This is a genomic window from Rahnella sp. RFA10(1/100), from assembly GCF_004195115.1.
GTDB classification, from domain to species: Bacteria; Pseudomonadota; Gammaproteobacteria; order Enterobacterales; family Enterobacteriaceae; genus Rahnella; species Rahnella perminowiae.
The window spans coordinates 40,586-61,578 of sequence record NZ_SEWR01000005.1 but is presented as its reverse complement, the minus strand read 5'-3'; the positions used below and the strand labels follow the sequence as shown (position 1 = coordinate 61,578).

Sequence of the window (20,993 nt, the reverse complement as noted above, 5' to 3'; positions counted from 1 at the left end):
AAGATGATCACCTTTCCCGCATTTTCTAAAACAGCCAAACGTCAGCTGCAAAACATAGCAATGGCGGTTTTTTTACTGGTGCTGATTATGGTGGCATGTCGCCTCTGGCCGCATCCGCCTCTTTCGCAAGGGCAACCTTTTTCCACCGTTTACTATGACCGGCAGGGCACGCTGATGCGTATCACGCTGGCGAACGATGATCGCTACCGGCTGTGGACGCCGCTGGAACAGGTGTCTCCGCTGGCGGTGAAAAGCTTGTTGCTGCACGAAGATCGCGGGTTCTATTATAACCCCGGTTTCAATCCGTTCAGCCTGATGCGGGGTTTCTGGCGCAGCTATATCGCTGGCGGAAAGATGCAGGGCGGCTCGACCATCACAATGCAACTCGCGCGAATGCGCTGGCATCTGAATACCCGCACGCCATCCGGTAAATTCATGCAGGTGTTGCGTGCTGTGCAACTGGAGCTGAGTTATTCCAAACATGACATTCTTGAAGCCTATCTGAACAACGCGCCGTACGGACGAAATATTGAAAGTATTGGCGCGGCCAGCCTGATCTATTTTAACAAAGCCCCGAAATACCTGACGTTACCGGAAGCCATGACGCTGGCAGTTTTGCCGCAATCGCCGAGCAACCGTATCGACCCTAAAACCGGTGTTGTCGGTGCGGCGCTGACGCAGGCACGTAATCGGCTTTTCCTGCGCTGGCAGGCGCATTATGCGACAGACAGCAGCCAGCTTTCATTATTCCGATTGCCGTTGGCCATGCGCCAGCCCGAGCGGATGCCATACATTGCCCCACATTTCATTGAACAGTTACGTCAGCAAAACCCGCAGGTTATCCGCACGGATACCCGAATTGATACTACCCTGGATGCGGGTTTGCAGCGGCTGACCGAGCGTCAGGTCAATGCATTTATCACCCGCAATACAAACCGTGGTATTCACAATGCCGCCGTTTTACTGGTCGACACCCGTGATATGGGTGTGCGTGCGCTGGTTGGGTCTGCGGATTATTACAATCGTGCGATTCAGGGGCAGGTAAATGGCACCAATGCCAAACGCTCGCCGGGATCAGCGCTCAAGCCCTTCATTTATGCGCTGGGCATGGAACAGGGTGTCCTGCACCCGATGACTATCCTGAAGGATGTGCCTTCCGCGTTTGGTGCCTACGCGCCGGAGAACTTTGATCGCCGCTTTCTCGGTCCGGTGACCGCAACTGATGCACTGAATTTCAGTCGCAATATTCCTGCCGTCTATGTCGCGTCACAGCTTCGCCAGCCAACGTTCTATCAGTTCCTGCGTCTGTCCGGCATCGCCAATATGTCCGGCGAAAATCACTACGGTTTGTCGCTGGTGCTGGGCGGCGGGGAGGTGACGATGCAGGAACTGGCAAAACTGTATGCCCTGCTGGCGAACCGGGGTGTGTTGCAACCACTGCGGATGCAAAAGTCCGATCCACGCCAGACGGTGCCAGTGCGTTTGCTGAGTGAGGAAGCCAGTTTTATGACACTCGACATGCTGCGCCAGCACCGCCGACCTGGCGATACGCTGGCACAGGCGCCGTCTTCGCTGCCGGTTTATTGGAAGACCGGCACCTCCTGGGGCTTTCGTGATGCCTGGAGCGTGGGGGTTTTCGGGCCTTATGTGTTAGTCGTATGGGAAGGGAATTTTGACAGTAAAGGCAACAACGTGTTTGTCGGCGCAGAGGCGGCGGCGCCGTTATTTTTCAATATTATCGACAACATTAACGCCAGTTATCCTGATTTGCAGGAGCCTGAACGCCCGTTTCCGAAGCGGCTGAAGCGGGTTGATATCTGCCTCGCCAGTGGTGATTTACCAACCCCGTGGTGCCAGCAAAAAGGGAAAACCTGGTTTATTCCGGGCAAGTCGCCGATCAAAGTTGATACGGTTTACCGGCCGGTACGTCTCGATAAACTCACCGGTGAGGTGGCCTGCCCACCTTATGAGGAAGACGAAACCCGTACGGAAGTGTTTGAGTTCTGGCCATCGGATCTGGCGAATGTGTTTGCACAGGCAGGCCTGCCAAAACGCAAACCCCCGGTCAATCACTGCAAAGATGAGGGGGTGGATGTCAGCGGTAATCCTCCGCGCATCACATCACCACTGAAAAATACCACTTACACGCTGCGGCAGTCACTGCAAGGTCGTGACCGGATTGCCTTTAATGCGGTCACGGATGCGGACAGTAAAACGGTGTATTGGTTTGTCGATGACATCTACCTCGGCAGCTCTGCCAGCAAATCTGCTATTAACTGGCGGCCCATCAATAACGGCCAGTACCGTATCCGTGCGGTCGACGATCATGGAAGGGCGGACAGCCGGTTAGTGAATATAGAGATTGTGAACTGAAGAACGTGGCTGCTTATCGGATATCTATTTTCAACGTTGCCATGGCACTGAACTCACCGGTATCCAGTCCTCCACCAATGAGGTTAATCGGATAGGCTGTCATGGCTATATTACCGACACCATTTTGATTCATCGGGAGATTTCCTGATTCAAACGGGATAGCGGTGCCGGCAGCATTTTCAACACGAATACCGATGTCAGCTTTGTTATCAGAAGTGCGGCGCCTTGCTACCAGCGTATACTGATCCGCCAGATCGTCACCTTTCAACCGCATGGCTAGTTGTGTGCCTGTCGGGATCTGCGGCAATCCATGTGCTGTACAGTTATAAGTGATGTCGAACGTTGAAGGAATATAGCCCTTAGGCGGTTGGCCAAGCGCGGTAAATTTATTGGCGGCGATGGCACCGAAATTGACCGTGATGGTTTCACCTTTATTGATTTCACAACTTTGGGGAACGGTCAGTTTACCGCTTATGTAGACACGGGCAACGGGCGGGCCAAGCGGGGGGGCGGTCACGATGGCAGTACCTGAGGATAAATAAATCTGAGCGATTTCTGTTCGGGGAATGTCCAGTTCGCCCATGAAAGGTGTGGTAATAGAAAAAGATAATGAGCCTTTTGCACCAACATCGAAGCTGGCACGGGTATTTTGCTGAGCGCATACGCCGTTATTATTGGCATCGGTGTGGTGCGTGGCATCACCCAGTGTTTTCGTTGTTGGTACAGTAACACCGGTTGCCGGAGGCAGATCGAGCAGTGCTTTGACATCAATATGATCGTTAATTTGGTAATATCCCGGCTCAGTTCCCTTAGGCAGGGCCGTTTTTACAGTGTACATCAGTAATACACCGCCACTGCTGCTGGCATCGTTGTCAGTACAATTGCAGGTAATGGTGTAATTCTGCATGCTTCCGTTCATGTTTCGTTCATACTTTTTCCCTCTCTCGTTATCCGATGCGGGAATATCTTCGTGCAGGAAATTCTCATAATTCGCGCCTGCGCCATCTTCTGGCGAGCATATGGCTGACCCTGCCTGTGCAAGGGATGAAAAACTACTCATGATGATACCCAACAGTGAGAGCTTGATAAGGGGTACCAGATTGTGCAGAGTTTGTTTTTTAGTATGCATAAATAATCCTTAAATACACTGAGCCGTCAGCGAGTTCACCTGAGAGGTGGAAGCTGCAATGGTGAGTTGAGCCTGACATTGCTGGGAGGCGGTATTTCCCCATTTAACATGAAGCATTACGTTTTTTTCTAACGGAATACCCGACAGATACACGACACCGCCTTCATCTACGATATTGCTTTGATTTTCAGTCGCAGCGATGGCACCGAAAGGTACGGGCGTCCCGTTTATACGGGTAAGTGTCACCAATACCCTCGCACCCACTCGGGCATCAAAGTGTGCGGTAACCATTGCGCCAGAATTGGGGATCACGACTGCAGAGGTATTTTCGAGGTCCACATCACCCGGCAAAGTTGTCGTGTCCATCGCGATGCGGTTTTCGTTATACGCTGTCAGATAGGGGACTACAGCAAAACCGCGCCAGTCAGTTCTTACGCCGGGAAGATTTTGCAGGCGGGCACCACTGGCACCATTGGTGTCTATTAATGCAAACGACTCCCCAAGCGGTTGAGACAGTGTGATGCCATGAGAATGCGCCACGATGCCCCCGGCAATGCCGTAGCTCAATTGTTGAGAGTCGCGACTGTAGTTATAACCGGCATTGAGATTGCCAAAGGAAGAACGATAGGATGAATACAGGTTGCTCCCACTTTCACTATCCCGGTCCGTATAACTTTGCTGTAGCGAATAGCTCAGTCGGCGATCGTCAAGCGCAGTTCCGCTCAATCCAACCTGATGACGCGTCCCTTCACCTTTCTGGTTAGAAACATTGTAAGTAGCCCAGCTTTGAGGCAACCAGCGACTGAGAGGAACACGTACGTTCAGAGATATCTGCTGATCGTCATCCTCACCCTGTAATTTGCTGTAGGAATAGCTCAGGTTATAACTGATGCCAAAGAGACTGTGGTTGAAGCCGAGCGAGAGGTTTTTCTCTTTGCCGCTGTCGTTCCAATAGTCCTGCTCATAACCTGACAGATATAAGCTCGCACCTTCCCATAAGGTCTGATTGATATTGAACTGGATTTTGCTGCGCTTGTGGTAATCCAGACCAGACGTACTCCCTTTATCAATGTGCTGCGTCGATTCGTCAAAGTCGTAATAACCGGCACTCGAATAGCGGTAACTTGCCAGGCTGAAATTGGTGTCGGTTTTTTCTATATTCTTCGAATATTGAATGCGATACGACTGACCCGATGTGGTCTGATTATCGTCGAGAGTCGTACGGGCATGCGTAAAATCGGCAGAAATACCGCCTAGCCACTGGAGGTTATAACCAAGCCCGAAAAGGGCTGAAAAGTAATCTTCTGATACCACTGAGCCACCATAAGTAGTGACGGTATTGGAAAAACCATAGATAGCGGTGCCCTGAGCGAAAGTGGGCTCCTTTTCATCGGCATTGGTTGCACGGTAAACGCCTGCGGTTGCGGTATATTTCAAACGTCCCGGACGTTGCATGATCGGAATAGCGGAAAACGGCTGATTAAAGCGACGCTCCGTGCCGTCGGCTTCCTTCACCGTTATCTCAAGATTTCCGCTATAGGATGAAGGATAAAGATCGTTAATCTCAAAGGCACCCGGTGGTACAAAGGACTGATAAATGATGTGATCATTCTGCCGAATAGTGACCTCAGCATTGGTGTTTGCCACTCCCCGTATTGTGGGTGCAAAACCCCGCTGGCTGTTTGGCAGCATATTATCGTCGGAAAAAAGCTGAACCCCTGAGAAAGGGACACTGCTGAGGATTTCCCCGGAGGTAGAATTTTCGCCGATTTGGAATTTTGACTTTAAGGTTTTTATATCCCGTTCTGCGTAGGTTGAGATGGTATCCCAACGTTTCTCGTCCCCGGTGTTGCTATAGGTGGTGTAGTTGCGTAGGCGCCACGGACCCACGTTTAAACCGTTTTGCAAATTGAGATACTGACTGGAATCATCGCTGCCATTTCGATTGCTACGCTGACCGCCCGAATATGAATAGTTTGAGAAGAGGGCCGGCGCACCGTCATCCCACTTTTTAGGGTCAATATAGTCCTGAGCATTATGAACGATCGCTGCCTGTGGAATGCTGAAGTTGAGCTGCATGAGGAAGAAATCAAATTTAACATCCGCCGCAGGAATGTACTGTGCCAGTGAACCCAGCGGGGTATCCGGCTGTTGATTTTTTAATGCTGGAAAAGCATCAACATTGACGCCCAGCGCTCGCAGTATTTCAGGCGTAATTTGGGGTTCAAGGGTGCCATCAGGTTTTGCTAAATAACTGATTGAATGACGGAATTTTAGTTTTGTATTTACATACAACGCCGTGTCGTAGTCCCCCGGCAACTGTGCCTGATCATTGTTTTCAAACAAAGAAAGGTCCACGACCCCCACATCACCCGCTTTTCGCTCAATGAACTGAGGATCGAAATAAACATTCTCCGAGCGGGCGGGTTGAGAGACGAGTAATCCTAAAGCCGTGCTGGCAAGCAGGCTACCCAATTTAAGTACGAGCGGTGCTGAGTGTTTTTTAACGTTTCCAGTGAAACGCGTCTGTAAAAATTTATCATCCGTGAGCATAATTTTCTCGTACTTAAGAGTGTTGTTATTAGGAAGTTGTTGTTTGTTATGGCGTGGCTTTATTGGTCTGTTTACAAAGGTTTTTCATATCGTTCCGTCGTTCCGCCATAGTCATTAATTGCATCCCATTTCACGCTGTTTCCTGAGGTATTTGCTGGCAACACGACATCCAACTGGCTCAAAGGAGAAATCATCGCCACTTCCTTTAAAAAGGTTGGACCAATGCTCAGTGAACTGAACACAACGTGATAAGGGCTTGGATTTTTAATAATGAGATGGCCGTTGTTTCTTGTAAAAGTAAGCATCTTGGGTGCTTCAAACGATTTTCCTGACAGTGTTGTTGGCCGGTAAAAGAGTTTTATCCGCGTGTTCACCACCAGTTTTAATTCGTTTTTTGTATTTTTAGGTGTTGAAGGTATCGCTTTAACGTTGACATAGAAAACGGATTCCCTGTCAGCAGGAAGGGATGTTCCGTTATAGGAAATCCGAAGATTAGTTTCCTGCTGGGCATTCAATCTAAATAGCGGGGGAGTAATGATAAAGGGGCCGCGTTTTTTTTCTCCGTCAGCATCAACCCAGGACTGTATTAGAAAAGGATTGCTTTCTGAATTATTTTTTACAGAAAGGCTTGCTTCTCTTTTATCTGCATCGTAAATAACGCGGGTTCGCCCCACGACAATACCACCAGCATAAGATGCTTGTGATGTGAACAATGAGATTATAATGAAAAACAATGTGAGTGAATTTTTTTTACCCATGCAAGTATAAATCCTTACAGTACCAATATATTCATACGGTAATTAGATGAGCATTCAATAAAATGCCCTGTAAAAGTATTTTCCTACAGGGCAAAATTAAAATTGCTTATCTGTAATCGAGCGTGACTTTTACACGTGCATCTGCCGCACCGGCAGTAATATCGCCTGGCAACTTATACGACTCATAATATGCGAGCAGGTCGACATTCATGATTTTGGCGGGGATAGGATAGATCATGTCTGGTAACCCGTTGATTTTCATTATCTGATTGGTTTTAGCATCCTCAATCCTGATACCGACGCCATCTGACATGGTATCGCCATAATCATTGCCAAGCGCAATCAAATCCGTGGTGTCCGTAACGGTATCGGATTCCAGCCATATACGGAAATGAGGGGTTGGATTAGACTCTGAAGGGACAGGGCAGTTATCAAGAGGTAAAGTGAAAGGAATTTTTGGTGAGAGATCACCAATCTCCTGGAACTGTGCGGCTGAATAAGTCCCTAAAGGTATACTGAGTTCTTCACCGCCATTGATTTCACAGGCCTCTTCAACAATCGCCCCTGTAAAGTTGATAGCACCATCGATCGCATAGCTATTGACTGCCATAGCCATAAATATCCCACCCGCTAAGAGTTTGAGCTTAGTTTTCATTTTGCATCCATTCTGAAATAAAAAGTGAAGGTTAACAAAAGATAAGTTGAATAGATTTTAATAAAACCTATGACTCACCTTTTCTCGTCGGATTCTATCAACAGTTTTATCCATTGAATAGAGGATGGCGGCTTATGAATTTAAAGCACTTTTATTTTCCCTGCGGATATATAGTTATTAATGATCATTAATGTTTGATTGATTTATTTCCTTGATCAATTGATCATTAATTGATCGGCTTTTAAAAGGGAGTGTTATTTATAAGTTCTTTATTATTAATTAAACGAATGATTAGATTCTATGAAATTTCCGCAAATTTCTTTACTGAAGTCATCCGGAAGGGGGCTTTTTGCCATAAATGGTCAGGTAGTGAACAACCCAGCGCAGGAGCGGTAACGGGGATGAGGGGGACAAACGGTAACAAACCATCCTTCGCGTGCGGAAGATTCCTCTGATATTGTTGATAAATTAGGAAATCCATAATCATTGTTACAATTTCGACTAGAATATATACCATTAAACGCTGTCTGTTTTAGCTGACTTTTCTAACAATACAAGCTTCAGGCATTCACGCCTTTGGGAGATTTAAATGCAAGAAAATCACAAGATTCTGGTGGTCGATGACGATATGCGTCTGCGCGCACTTCTTGAGCGTTATCTGACTGAACAGGGCTTCCAGGTGCGTAGCGTTGCCAATGCTGAACAAATGGACCGTTTACTGACCCGTGAATCATTCCACCTGATGGTTCTGGATCTGATGCTGCCCGGTGAAGATGGTTTGTCGATCTGCCGTCGCCTGCGTAGCCAGAGCAACCCGATGCCGATCATTATGGTTACGGCAAAAGGTGAAGAAGTAGACCGTATCGTGGGGCTGGAAATTGGTGCCGACGACTATATTCCTAAGCCATTTAACCCGCGTGAATTGCTGGCCCGTATCCGTGCTGTCCTGCGCCGTCAGGCCAATGAACTGCCAGGCGCACCTTCTCAGGAAGAAGCGGTCATTTCATTTGGTAAATTCAAACTGAACCTCGGTACCCGCGAAATGTTCCGCGAAGATGAACCTATGCCGCTGACCAGTGGCGAGTTTGCCGTGTTGAAAGCGCTGGTAAGCCATCCGCGTGAGCCGCTGTCCCGTGACAAGCTGATGAATCTGGCGCGAGGCCGTGAATACAGTGCGATGGAACGTTCTATCGATGTGCAGATTTCCCGTCTGCGCCGCATGGTAGAAGAAGATCCGGCGCATCCGCGCTATATCCAGACAGTCTGGGGCCTGGGCTATGTATTTGTACCGGACGGCAGTAAGGCATGAAGCGAATACGCTTTTCACCGCGTAGCTCGTTTGCCCGAACCCTGTTATTAATCGTCACCTTGCTGTTCGTCAGCCTGGTGACGACCTATCTGGTGGTGCTGAATTTCGCCATTCTGCCCAGCCTTCAACAGTTCAATAAGGTACTGGCATACGAAGTGCGTATGCTGATGACCGACCGGTTGCAGCTGGAGGATGGGACGTTGCTGGCTGTGCCACCGGCATTTCGTCGCGAAATCTACCGCGAACTGGGCATTTCTCTTTATACCAACTCTGCGGCAGAGGAGAGTGGTTTGCGCTGGGCGCAGCATTACGAATTCCTCAGTCAGCAGATGGCACAGCAGCTCGGTGGCCCTACCGACGTGCGCGTCGAGGTCAATAAAAATACCCCGGTGGTGTGGTTGAAAACCTGGTTGTCGCCTGACATCTGGGTGCGTGTCCCGCTAACCGAAATCCATCAGGGCGATTTCTCTCCGTTATTCCGCTATACGCTGGCGATTATGTTGTTGGCGATTGGTGGTGCCTGGCTGTTTATCCGTATTCAGAACCGACCCCTGGTCGAGCTGGAACATGCGGCGTTGCAGGTCGGTAAAGGTATTATTCCGCCACCACTGCGTGAATACGGTGCGTCTGAGGTGCGTTCTGTTACGCGAGCCTTCAATCAGATGGCAGCCGGTGTCAAATTGCTGGCTGATGACCGTACTTTACTGATGGCGGGTGTCAGCCACGATTTGCGTACCCCGCTGACGCGTATTCGTCTGGCGACAGAAATGATGGGTGATGATGATAGCTATCTCGCTGAGTCGATCAATAAAGACATAGAAGAGTGCAATGCCATCATCGAGCAGTTCATCGATTATTTGCGCACCGGCCAGGAGATGCCGACAGAAATCACCGATCTCAACAGTATTTTGGGTGAAGTGATCGCGACGGAAAGCGGGTATGAGCGTGAAATAGATTCTGATCTGGCCGACGGTGAATTGCTGGTTAATGTGCATCCGCTGTCCATCAAACGTGCGGTGGTCAATATGATGGTCAACGCCGCCCGATATGGCGACGGCTGGATTAAAGTCAGCAGTGGCCGCGAACTGCAGCGGGCCTGGTTCCAGGTAGAAGACGATGGTCCGGGCATTGAACCTGACCAGCTTAAGCATTTGTTCCAGCCCTTCGTGCGTGGTGAAAGTGCGCGAACCACCAGCGGAACCGGACTCGGTCTGGCGATTGTTCAGCGCATTATTGATGCCCATTCGGGCACGCTGGATATCGGGAAAAGTGACCGGGGAGGATTGCGGATTCGCGCATATTTGCCGTTGCCGGTGGAGATGCTGAAAGCGGTGGCGGTTCAGCAGAAACCGGTTTGATTAAGGGGGGCCTTAATAGTCCCTTTTATTCAGACAGGTGAAAGTTTCGGTTTCTTAATTCGGGATTGCAGCCTCAAGTCTGCAACCTGTCATTCAGAACGTTTCTGAACCGCCCGCACGATCTTAAATTCAAAGGCAGTTGTGCTCCTCCCCCTGCGAAGGGGAGGCAGGGAGGGCGTTTTACGGTTGTCGCTGCAGCACCGGAAGCAAAGTCAGCGGGCGAAGCGTGCAGTGAAAGGCCAGTGCCGGCAATCCACCCCTCAACTCTTCCTGCTCATCACATAATACTCTGCCGCTTCTTCCCGCCATCTCGGCGTCTCCGCTGTATCCCACGGATTAACTAACACCACGCCCGTATGGGCAAACACTTCCGTGTGATCCGTAGCCAGCCTCGCCTGATGGTGCAGGCAAATCGCCGCAAGCTGCATATCACGCTCCGACATCACGATATTGGCCGCCTTTGATAATGTCAGCACCTCCGGGTAATACAGTGCGCTGGCAGCATCAAATGACAGCAGACGCCCGGCGAAATCCTGGTTTAACATCTCCAGTAAGGCATCGGAAAGTGCGGCCTTCGGCTGGTTCTCCGGCAGATTATCCGCCCAGGTGAAAAGCGCCGCGACGTTCAGGCTGGTCAGGTACAGTTGTGTTGCGTCCTGCGCATCCAGCCATTGCAGCACGTTCTTTTGCGGTCCGGGGCTAATCATCTCAAGGATGACGGCGGTATTGAGGATAATCATTTCGGTGGTCGTTCCAGGTGTTCCACGCTCAGGGAAGAGAAACGTTGTCGAAGCTGACTGCCAAGACCAAAACCAGGCACCGCAGTGGTCAGCGCCTGTTTCAGTATTAAACGTGCTTCTTCTTCCATCGAATGGCCTTTTCTGGCTGCAGCGATGCGCAGTAATTCCTTCACTTCATCATCCAGGTTACGAACGGTAATTGTCGCCATAACAGGCTCCTCTGTCAGCAATACTGTTATTCTGAAATGCGGCGGTGCCGGTTGCAATAAAAAAGGCGCGGGAGCCCGCGCCTGTTAAAAGTGTCTGAAATTTAACGTTTCGGCCCTGCACTGACCAGCGCAGCTCCGGCCGGAGTATCGGTGTATTTATCGAAATTATTAATAAACAACTGTGCCAGGTGCTCGGCTTTCTCCTGCCATTGCTCACGACTGGCGTAAGTATTGCGCGGATCCAGAATGTGCGTGTCAACGCCTGGCAGAACCACCGGCACTGCCAGATTAAACAGCGGCAACGTGAAGGTTTCCGCTTCATCAAGGGTATCGTTGAGGATCGCATCGATAATAGCGCGGGTATTTTTCAGCGAAATACGTTTGCCGGTGCCGTTCCAGCCGGTATTAACCAGATAAGCCTGAGCCCCTGCGGCTTCCATACGCTTCACCAGTACTTCAGAGTATTGCGTCGGGTGCAACATCAGAAATGCTGCACCGAAGCAGGCAGAAAAGGTGGGGGTAGGCTCATTCACACCACGCTCGGTACCGGCCAGTTTGGCGGTGAAACCTGACAGAAAGTGGTATTGCGTTTGCGCAGGTGTCAGACGTGAAACCGGCGGCAGTACGCCAAAAGCATCGGCCGTCAGAAAAATCACTTTGCGGGCATGGCCGGCTTTCGATACCGGTTTTACGATATTCTGAATATGATAAATCGGATAAGAGACGCGGGTATTTTCGGTTTTGCTGCTGTCGTTGAAATCGATTTTTCCGTCTTCGCTGACCATCACGTTTTCCAGCAAGGCATCGCGTTTTATCGCACCGAAAATTTCCGGCTCGGCTTCCTGGCTGAGTCTGATGGTTTTGGCATAACAGCCACCTTCAAAGTTAAACACGCCGTCATCGTCCCAGCCGTGTTCATCATCGCCGATAAGCTTACGCTTGGGATCGGTGGATAAGGTGGTTTTACCTGTCCCGGAGAGGCCAAAGAATACCGCTACATCACCTTTTTCGCCCACGTTTGCCGAGCAATGCATTGACGCGATACCCTGCAACGGCAGCAGATAGTTCATGACCGCGAACATGCCTTTCTTCATTTCGCCGCCGTACCACGAGCCGCCGATCAGCTGGATGCGCTCGGTCAGGTTGAAGGCGATGAAGTTTTCAGAATTCAGGCCCTGTGTCTGCCAGTCCGGATTGGTGCATTTGGCGCCGTTCATCACGATGAAATCAGGTTCGAAATTTTCCAGTTCACCCGCTTCCGGGCGGATAAACATGTTCTTGACGAAATGCGCCTGCCAGGCGACTTCCGTGATAAAGCGTACTTTCAGGCGGGAGTCAGCATTAGCACCGCAGAATGCATCGACAATAAACAAACGTTTCCCGGATAACTGTTTGCCGACCAGCGTCTTCAATGATGTCCAGATTTCCTGCGACAGCGGTTTGTTGTCATTTTTTCCTTTGCCTTGATCAGCCCACCAGAGCGTATCGCGGGTGGTGTCATCACGGACGATGTATTTATCTTTCGGCGAGCGGCCGGTGAAAATGCCGGTATCGACATTCACGGCGCCAAGCTCTGTCACCTGCCCACGTTCATAACCTTCCAGGCCCGGGGCTGTCTCTTCTGCAAAAAGAGTTTCGTAATCAGGGTTATAGACAATTTCGCTATTCTGGTGGATCCCATACTGGGAGAGTGTTTCGGCGGTGATACCGATAGTGGTTGGCATTTCCCTGCTCCTTGCTGAACTTGGATCCCGTCAATAGGGATAAATCAGTTGTTATTGTAGGTATATATCGCTTTTGTGCCGCGACAGGTCTCAAAGAATAACGGCAGATGTGAATGTTTTTCCAGAATTGTGATGAAAAACCCGAAAGGTGTGCAAGCGAGGTTATGAAAAAGCAATAAAAAAGGGACCTTTCAGTGAAAAGTCCCTCAGGCTGAGCGTATCAACGATCAATGAATGTGATCATCTCCGGAATGGACATCACCGCTGGCTTTCAGCGTCGCCATATCCATCCCATCAAATTCATAGTCTGCGCCACAATAATCGCAGTGCATCTCGATTTTGCCATCAGCTTCCAGCATTTCGTGAATATCTTCATCCGGCAGCGTCAGCAGCGCGGCGGCACAACGCTCGCGGGAGCAGGTGCAACGGAAACACACATCCTGTGGCTCATACAGCGTGACCTCTTCCTGATGATACAGACGATAAAGCACTTCATTTGCCGGCAGAGTCAGCAGTTCTTCCGCTTTGATGGTGGTGGTCAGTTGTGCCAGATGGCTGAACTCTTCCGGGTCTGTATCTTGCGCTGGCAGAACCTGTAACAACATGGCACCTGCAGCAGGCTGGCCTTCCACTTCACCGGTACGGATGAAGATGCGGGTGGGTAGCTGTTCAGACTGCATGAAATAGTTTTCCAGACATTCTGCCAGGTTTTCGCCTTCCAGCCCCACGACGCCCTGATAGCGTTCGCCAACGGTCGGAGAAATAGTGATCACCATGTAGCCGTTGCCAATCATCTCTTTCAGTGTACTGCCTTCGATGATGTCACCCTGCAGACGTGCCACACCGCGCAATTCCTGCTTGTTGTTACCGTTGATCACGGCCAGTTTCAGCGGGCCATCGCCCTGCAACTGCACGGTAATATCGCCGTCAAATTTCAGGGTGGCGGTCAGCAGGCTGGTCGCCACCAACATTTCACCCAGCAGAGTACGCACTTCGGCCGGATACTCGTGACCGGCAATAACCTGCTGGAAGGTTTCTTTGAGTGAGACCAGTTCACCGCGAACGGCGTGATGACTGAACAGGTAGCGATGCAGTTGGTCGTGATTAGACATAGTTTTCTCTCTGTTTAGCGAACGTAAATCCTTCCTCTTTCATCGAAAGATTGAAGATTTATTCAGTATCGCCATATTTAAATTTGATCAGGTTGCGGCGTTCCTTTTTGTCCGGACGTCTGTCCGGGTGCGGCATCGCATTCATTTTGCGCGCCTCGGAAATTTTTTCCCGGCTGGCAATGCTCGCACCGGTTTCCTGATACAGTTTCTGTGCTTCTTCCGCACTGCGGCGCTGAGTGGTGAGCCCCAAAACGATGATCGTTTTTGTATCATTTCCCTGGCGCAAGGTAATTTCGGCATTCAGTTCCATCAGCTTGCTGGGTTTCCCCCGCTGACCGTTGTAATGCACTTTGCCGCCATCAATCATCTCGCGTGCCAGCGCACGGGTCTTATAAAAACGAGCCGCCCACAACCATTTATCGAGGCGCACTGCATTATCGTCGTCTTGCGTTTTACCTTTCATAACCCTCCCCTGAGCATACCGGTATTACTTCGCCGGGCCTGTTACAGGGTGAATTGCAGGCAACAGGCTGCGGTAGTCATTGATGGAAGGATGTCCTTCAAATGACTTATTTGCCATGGTCGAATCTGGGTTTTCTATACCCAGACAATAGCGGATGCCGAAGGTTTTTGCCGCATTGAGGATAGGTTCACCGTCATCGACAAATAGGGTTCTGTCGGGATTAAAGCCCGTTTGCTGCTGAACGGCATACCACAACCGCTGATCTTCCTTCGGATAACCAAATGTGTGGGTGGAAAGGAGTAAATCAAGGTGCTGATCTAATCCGGTATGTTCAATTTTAACGGAAAGGCTGTGCGGATGTGCATTAGTGAGCAGAATTGTTTGCCGTCCGCTTTCACGCAGATGAGCTAAAAAAGGCAGTGTATCGTCGCGAAGCCGCGCATTTTTGCCGATGTTTGTCGTCATCTGGTAGATATCCAGGCTTAGCTTTTCGCTCCAGTAATCGAAGCAATACCAGTTCATGGTGTGCTGAACGGCAAGGTATTCGTTATGAATTAACTGGCGTGCGTTTTCAAGCGGGATCGCACGCTGCTGGCTGAGGGCCAGCGGGACATCCTGCAACCAGAACTGGCTGTCAAAAGCCAGATCCAACAATGTACCGTCCATATCCAGTAAAACGGTATCGATGCATTGCCAGTCAAAATCAGGGGACATGAAAACTCCATGTTCTTGCGGCTGTGAGAAGCCGCAGGGACAAATATATGAAAGCAGGGAAGGGCGTCAGGGTAGCATAATCTGACCGGGGGACGCAGGGACGCCCGGTGCTTTTCAACCCAGTTTTTGCGCGGGTATGGGCATCAGCGTGGGATGAAAGCAGGCATTATAGTATTGCTGAATATCGTCTATCCGGCGCTTATCTTTGATGAAGCGGCGGATAAACAGCAGGCTATTAACCACCAGAACACCGATCAACAATAACAGTAATAAGCTGGTGCCCAGATAACGCCAGAGCGTTGAGATATCCGGCTCGCTGTGCAGCGAAATGTGACGGGTTCCGTTAGCATCGATACTGATACTGGTGATCACGCCCTGCGCACTGAAAGGGGTATGCAGCAAGAGTGTTGATAACTGTTGCAACTGCTTCCACTGTTCCTGCGGCGGGTTAGCGAATACACTCACCGGAGGAGCTGGCATCTCAATCAGCTGACGTCCTTCATCATTGCTTATCAGGAACCCACCCGGTGGCGGACTGTTAAGCCTGTCAGCAGCACGACGGGTCTCCTGAACAAAGAAAGAAGATGTTGCGTTATTCACCAGTTCGCTCAGCGATTGCGCACTGACCGGACGTAGCAGAACGTTAATCCCCTGCAATGTGCCCGCCTGTGCCCGCTTCACCAGTGAGTTCCAGTTGCTCGAATTGCCCAGATTCACCAGCGCGTTTTTCAGCCGAACACAATCATTGCTGTTTCCGCACAGCGTTTCGGTTTTCAGCACGATATCTGCGAAATCATCAAGCAGGATCATCCCGGATTTTTCGATGGCGGTGGCCAGCTGCGGATTAATGTTTTGCTCAGGCGTCTGGTTCTGACCGGGATGCAGCTGGTTGTTCACCGTTGTTTGCAGCGCCGTAGCGGCATCAATAATTTCTGACTGCGGAACCGGAAGAGGCGTCGCGGTATTCCAGTAAATCGCTGAACAATCAAAAGGCATAAAACCCGTTGCGGAACGGCTGCCCGACGGTGGCACATAACACATCCCGGAACCCTGAACTTTCAAGGTATCGCCGACGCGCAGAGCCGCCTTTTCGAGTTCCTGTACGCTGTTAACCTGCGAACTTTGTGCTCCCTGCAACCAGGCAACGCTGAGTTTGAGCGGCAGGCCAAGCGGCACATAAACCAGTAACGCCAGCAGCAGGAGGAAGGCGCTGGTGGCGAGCACCAGATTTCTTCCCCACTGCTGGAGGGGAAATTTTTTCACTTCCTCGTGGAGTGTCAGATAACTCCCCTGACGCACGACGTGGCTGTTCATATAGACTTCTACATCCGTAGGCTGTCCGAGATCACGGCCAATATAGGGCTGCCAGTGAGGCGGATAAATCAGGTCTACCACACCGAGTGAAATATTACTGATATCCCCTTGTTTGGATTCACCAAACAAACCCCAGCGTTTAGGTAAGCCACGCAGGCAATGGATTTCCTTGCGATTTTTACCTAAACGTTCGGACACTAAGCGCCAGATAACCCAGACAGCTAACCCTGCCGAAAGCGTCAGCAACCAGGGTAGAAATATCACCGGACTTTGCAGCGTGATAAAAAGCAGCAGCAGAATGGCGGAAACGGCCACCGCTTCTTTTACGCCGTTCGACCGGGTCAGCGCATGCTCTTCACGCGTTTCGCGGCGCACTTTGACCAGTTCTATATGCTCGCTTTCTTCGTGCCGGATAGACGCATTTTGCGGCTGCGAAGGTATCACCGCTGAAACCGGCGCGGGGCCTTCGTAAACGTGGTCGGTCAGGGTATGGCCGTTGAGTGAAATGACCAGCGGCAGGCTCTGCGTTTTGATCAGCTCGACCTGATTTTCCTGAGCAATGTATTGCTCCCAGAATGGCGGCAGGTGAATTTCAGTAGAATCGAGGAAGTAACGCCATTTGTTAGGATCTTCACTCGCTACACCATAGCGGGTGATTGCGCGGGTCAGGCTATAAACATTTTCGCTTTTAGTGGTCAGCGTCAGTTTATCGCGCAGGATAATCAGATTATTGCGGTGGGTAATTGGCGTCTGGCCGAGGCCTTCATTTTGCCGCAGATAGCGTTCAACTGCATCGCGTTCTTTCTGAGAGAGTTTGCGCTGACTCGGTGTGGAGAAACGCACGACGGACTCGTCGCGTTGGCGGCGACGCAATACAAGCCAAAAATAAGACGCTGTAGCAATAATTGCGATACACAACAACACCAGTGTCACGACTACTGTGCTCATCCGATCCCCGTTCAGACGTGGGTGACTTACGTCAACTCTGTGAAAGTATTATACATAAACGAAATGCACATTTTGCGCATGAACGCCTTTTTGATAGGAATTTTATTATTGTTTGCCTGAATCGTGCGCATAAAAATACCATGCTAGAGAATACCTGCATTTGGGAATCGGCGGGTATCGGTATAATCCTATTTTGAAGTGAGAGTGTTTTTGTTAAAGCAAAAATGTGACAGCCATGAGGTAACGTGTTTTTTTTGCGCGAATAACGGTGATTTTTTAATGATATTTTGTCCGAAAAATACACGGGACAAAGACAGTTTTTCAGTAAAGATTGCGATGCTGGCGTTCATTAACGCACAATGACTACCGTTAGTGGCCTTTGAACAGACAAACGAACCCATTAGAACACCTCTGGTCAGGTGAATAATAAGTTGGGGATAAGATGACACAACACCTGCAAAAACCGAAAATTACGAAGGTGGAAACCGTAGCCCGTTCGCGATTATTCACCATCGAATCTGTTGATCTGACATTCAGCAACGGCGTCGAACGCGTGTATGAACGCATGCGTCCTTCCGATCGTGAAGCAGTGATGATTGTGCCGATCATTGATGATGAACTGCTGTTAATTCAGGAGTATGCCGTAGGCATTGAAAGCTACGAGCTGGGTTTCCCCAAAGGACTGATCGACCCGGGTGAAAGCGTACTTGAGGCGGCGAACCGTGAACTGATGGAAGAAGTGGGGCATGGCGCGCGGCACTTTGATGTGCTGGCAAAACTGACCATGGCGCCTTCTTACTTCTCAAGCCGCATGAATATCGTCATTGCCAAAGATTTGTATATGAAAAGTCTGGAAGGTGACGAACCGGAACCTTTGCCACAAACTCGCTGGCCAGTGTCACGTATGATGGAACTGCTGCAGCATCCGGATTTTTGCGAAGCCCGCAACGTGAGTGCATTATTCCTGGCGCATGATTTTTTGATGCGTAACGCCCGCTGATCCCGCGGTAAACACTATTAAAAAAGCCGGTCATGCATTTCGCAGACCGGCTTTTTGCTTTACAGCTCAGGCATCAGAACAGTTCGTGTTCCTGACCGTTATCCATGATGGTTGTCCCGACTTCATGCACAGCATGTTCTGTCGGCTGAGTCCCGTCGATAAAGTATTCAGGGCGACTGTTGCCACCGCCGTCAGAAAGCTTACCGGTACTCTTATCGATAGTCACCGTCACAATACCAGGAGGCGGGGTCTGCGGCTGTTCCGGCACGCCCTCCAGCACGGCTTTCATGTAATCATCCCAGGCCGGCTGAGCACTTTTCGCGCCGCCTTCGGCACCGGAGATTTGATCCGCAATCACACCGGAAGCCGTTGAGCGACCCAAATCACGACGGTGATCGTCAAAGCCAATCCAGACTGAGGTCACCACGTCAGGGCCATATCCGGAGAACCAGGCATCTTTCGAGCTGTTGGTTGTACCGGTTTTGCCACCAATATCGTGACGTTTCAGGTCACGTCCTGCGCGCCAGCCTGTTCCCATCCAGCCGGGCTCGCCGAAGATGTTGGAGTTCAACGCATCACTGATCAGGAATGACAGCGGTGTGCTGATCACATGTGGCGCGTATTGCTGTGCGGCATCAACCTGCGGCGAGTTCGGTGGAACCTGCTCAAGCTGTGGCGTTGGCACACTGGTATTATTATTGGTGGTGGATGTGGCAACGTTTTCTACATTGTCATCCGACAGTACGGCAGATTTCTGCGTATCACCATAAATAACGGGAATATTACAGGTACGGCAGGCGATTTTAGGCTTGGCTTCAAACTGCACCTGACCGGATTCATCCACAATTTTGGTGATGAAATACGGGTCAACCAGATAACCGCCGTTGGTCAAGGTGGCGTAACCGCGCACAACCTGCAACGGGGTGAATGAAGCAGAACCTAACGCCAGTGATTCGGAATGAACAATGTTCGCAGCCGGGAAGCCAAAACGCTGCAAATATTCAGCTGCGTAATCCACTCCCATCGCACGCATAGCACGTACCATGACCACGTTCTTGGATTCACCCAGCCCCTGACGCAGACGAATCGGACCGTAATACGTTGGCGGTGAGTTCTTCGGACGCCAGTCAGTACCGGCACCGGCATCCCAGCGGGTAATTGGCATGTCATTCAGGATGGTCGCCAGGGTCAGACCTTTGTCCATTGCTGCTGTGTACAGGAAAGGCTTGATGTTCGAACCGAGCTGGCGAACCGCCTGGTTGGCGCGGTTAAACTTGCTCTGGTTGAAGTCAAACCCGCCAACCAGCGCTTCAATGGCACCGTCGTTTGGATTGAGCGAAACAATGGCTGAGTTGACATCAGGCACCTGCGCCAGCCACCAGTCATCACCCACTTTACGTACCCAAACTTGCTGACCCGGACGTACCACGTCAGTGACTTTTTTCGGGGTCGGGCCCTGAGCATTGTCATTACGATAAGGTCGCGCCCAGCGCATGCCGCTGAACGGCAGGCTGATAACCGCGCGGTTCGACATCGTCGCCGTGGCCTGAGCATCATCCGTTGCGGTGATAACGGCCGGGAACAGCGGACCATATACCGGCAGCGTTTTCAGCGACTGGACAATCTTGTTCTGATCCCACGCCGGTTCACCTACTTTCCATAGCTGATTTGACGGACCGCGATAACCGTGGCGCATATCGTAATTAAGCACGTTGGTACGCAGGGCTTCCTGGGCAGCAAGCTGGGTTTTTTTGGTAATGGTGGTGTAAACCATGTAGCCATCGTTATAAGCGTTGTCGCCATAACGTTTCACCATTTCCTGACGCACCATTTCGGTCAGATACGGCGCCGAAAACTCGATATGCGGAGCATGATAATTGGCGACCAACGGCTCAGCACGCGCCTGATCATACTGGGCCTGCGTGATGTATTTCTCATCCAGCATACGTGCCAGTACGGTATTGCGACGGGCCAGAGAACGGTCATGCGAATACAGCGGGTTGAAGGTTGACGGTGCTTTGGGCAGCCCGGCAATCACTGCCATTTCACTGAGCGTTAGCTGGCTGACATCTTTACCAAAGTAAACCTGTGCAGCGGCACCGACGCCATAAGCACGATAACCGAGATAAATTTTATTCAGATACAGCTCGAGGATTTCATCTTTGGACATCATCTGCTCAATGCGGATGGCCAGAAATGCTTCCTTAATTTTACGGGTCAGCGTGCGTTCAGGGCTCAGGAAAAAGTTACGAGCCAACTGCTGGGTAATGGTGCTCGCGCCCTGTGAGGCGTGGCCTGACATCATCGCAACGGAAGCCGCACGGAAAATACCGATCGGATCCACACCGTGATGTTCATAGAAGCGACTGTCTTCAGTCGCGATAAACGCATGCACCAGTTCCGGTGGGATCTGGTCGAGTTTCAGTGGGATACGGCGCTTTTCACCATACTGGGCAATTAAATCACCCTCGGCACTGAAAACCTGCATCGGTGTTTGCAAGCGCACGTCTTTAAGCGTGGCGACGTCGGGTAACTGAGGCTCGATATATTTATACAAACCGAAGATCGAGGCGGCTCCCAGCAAAATGCAACACACTGCAAGAATCAATAAATACTTTACGAACTTCACCTGAG

16 protein-coding genes are annotated in these 20,993 nt (G+C 50.6%); 4 read left to right on the top strand and 12 right to left on the bottom strand.

Annotated features, from left to right (window positions below; all coding sequences use genetic code 11):
- Positions 1 to 3: 3 nt before the first annotated feature.
- Positions 4 to 2,373, top strand: coding sequence for a penicillin-binding protein 1C (gene pbpC, locus ETV65_RS15945; RefSeq protein ID WP_129953805.1), 2,370 nt, complete (start codon positions 4 to 6; stop codon positions 2,371 to 2,373).
- Between the two features lie 13 nt (positions 2,374 to 2,386).
- On the opposite strand, the gene ETV65_RS15940 is transcribed toward pbpC, so the two are convergent.
- The 4 genes from ETV65_RS15940 to ETV65_RS15925 form a co-directional block, all read right to left on the bottom strand.
- Positions 2,387 to 3,502 (bottom strand): fimbrial protein, encoded by a 1,116-nt coding sequence (locus ETV65_RS15940; RefSeq protein WP_129953804.1) that lies wholly within the window; start codon positions 3,500 to 3,502, stop codon positions 2,387 to 2,389.
- Between the two features lie 9 nt (positions 3,503 to 3,511).
- Positions 3,512 to 6,055: a fimbria/pilus outer membrane usher protein gene (locus ETV65_RS15935; protein WP_129953803.1), complete on the bottom strand. Its 2,544-nt coding sequence runs from the start codon at positions 6,053 to 6,055 to the stop codon at positions 3,512 to 3,514.
- Positions 6,056 to 6,126: 71 nt separating this feature from the next.
- Entirely contained in the window at positions 6,127 to 6,813 is a 687-nt protein-coding gene (locus tag ETV65_RS15930) for a molecular chaperone (RefSeq protein WP_129953802.1), read from the bottom strand.
- 106 nt (positions 6,814 to 6,919) lie between these two features.
- Complete coding sequence (locus tag ETV65_RS15925; protein WP_129953801.1) at positions 6,920 to 7,468, bottom strand: fimbrial protein; 549 nt, start codon at positions 7,466 to 7,468, stop codon at positions 6,920 to 6,922.
- A gap of 589 nt (positions 7,469 to 8,057) precedes the next feature.
- On the opposite strand from ETV65_RS15925, the gene ompR reads away from it, so the two are divergent.
- Positions 8,058 to 8,777, top strand: a complete 720-nt coding sequence (ompR, locus tag ETV65_RS15920) for a two-component system response regulator OmpR (RefSeq protein WP_009635740.1) — start codon at positions 8,058 to 8,060, stop codon at positions 8,775 to 8,777.
- Entirely contained in the window at positions 8,774 to 10,135 is a 1,362-nt protein-coding gene (gene envZ / locus ETV65_RS15915; RefSeq protein ID WP_129953800.1) for a two-component system sensor histidine kinase EnvZ, read from the top strand. The genes ompR and envZ overlap by 4 nt, the downstream gene beginning before the upstream one ends.
- Before the next feature lie 260 nt (positions 10,136 to 10,395).
- Here the strand turns inward: envZ and ETV65_RS15910 are convergent, their stop codons facing one another.
- From ETV65_RS15910 to ETV65_RS15880, 7 genes are all read right to left on the bottom strand, one after another.
- Positions 10,396 to 10,875, bottom strand: a complete 480-nt coding sequence (locus ETV65_RS15910; protein WP_129953799.1) for a type II toxin-antitoxin system VapC family toxin — start codon at positions 10,873 to 10,875, stop codon at positions 10,396 to 10,398.
- Positions 10,872 to 11,084 carry a plasmid stabilization protein gene (locus tag ETV65_RS15905; RefSeq protein ID WP_129953798.1) on the bottom strand — a complete coding sequence of 71 codons (213 nt, stop codon included), beginning with the start codon at positions 11,082 to 11,084 and terminating at the stop codon, positions 10,872 to 10,874. The genes ETV65_RS15910 and ETV65_RS15905 overlap by 4 nt, the downstream gene beginning before the upstream one ends.
- A 101-nt stretch (positions 11,085 to 11,185) precedes the next feature.
- Positions 11,186 to 12,808 (bottom strand): phosphoenolpyruvate carboxykinase (ATP), encoded by a 1,623-nt coding sequence (gene pckA / locus ETV65_RS15900; RefSeq protein ID WP_129953797.1) that lies wholly within the window; start codon positions 12,806 to 12,808, stop codon positions 11,186 to 11,188.
- A gap of 227 nt (positions 12,809 to 13,035) precedes the next feature.
- Positions 13,036 to 13,920, bottom strand: a complete 885-nt coding sequence (hslO, locus tag ETV65_RS15895) for an Hsp33 family molecular chaperone HslO (RefSeq protein ID WP_129953796.1) — start codon at positions 13,918 to 13,920, stop codon at positions 13,036 to 13,038.
- Between the two features lie 58 nt (positions 13,921 to 13,978).
- Entirely contained in the window at positions 13,979 to 14,383 is a 405-nt protein-coding gene (gene hslR / locus ETV65_RS15890; RefSeq protein WP_129953795.1) for a ribosome-associated heat shock protein Hsp15, read from the bottom strand.
- Positions 14,384 to 14,407: 24 nt separating this feature from the next.
- Positions 14,408 to 15,097 (bottom strand): GMP/IMP nucleotidase, encoded by a 690-nt coding sequence (gene yrfG / locus ETV65_RS15885; RefSeq protein ID WP_129953794.1) that lies wholly within the window; start codon positions 15,095 to 15,097, stop codon positions 14,408 to 14,410.
- A gap of 114 nt (positions 15,098 to 15,211) precedes the next feature.
- Complete coding sequence (locus ETV65_RS15880) at positions 15,212 to 17,359, bottom strand: intracellular growth attenuator family protein (protein WP_205951597.1); 2,148 nt, start codon at positions 17,357 to 17,359, stop codon at positions 15,212 to 15,214.
- Positions 17,360 to 17,801: 442 nt separating this feature from the next.
- Between ETV65_RS15880 and nudE the strand changes: the two genes are divergently transcribed.
- Complete coding sequence (gene nudE / locus ETV65_RS15875; RefSeq protein WP_129953793.1) at positions 17,802 to 18,359, top strand: ADP compounds hydrolase NudE; 558 nt, start codon at positions 17,802 to 17,804, stop codon at positions 18,357 to 18,359.
- A 73-nt stretch (positions 18,360 to 18,432) separates the two neighbouring features.
- Here nudE and mrcA read toward each other — a convergent pair whose 3' ends face one another.
- Entirely contained in the window at positions 18,433 to 20,988 is a 2,556-nt protein-coding gene (mrcA, locus tag ETV65_RS15870) for a peptidoglycan glycosyltransferase/peptidoglycan DD-transpeptidase MrcA (protein WP_129953792.1), read from the bottom strand.
- Positions 20,989 to 20,993: the final 5 nt, after the last annotated feature.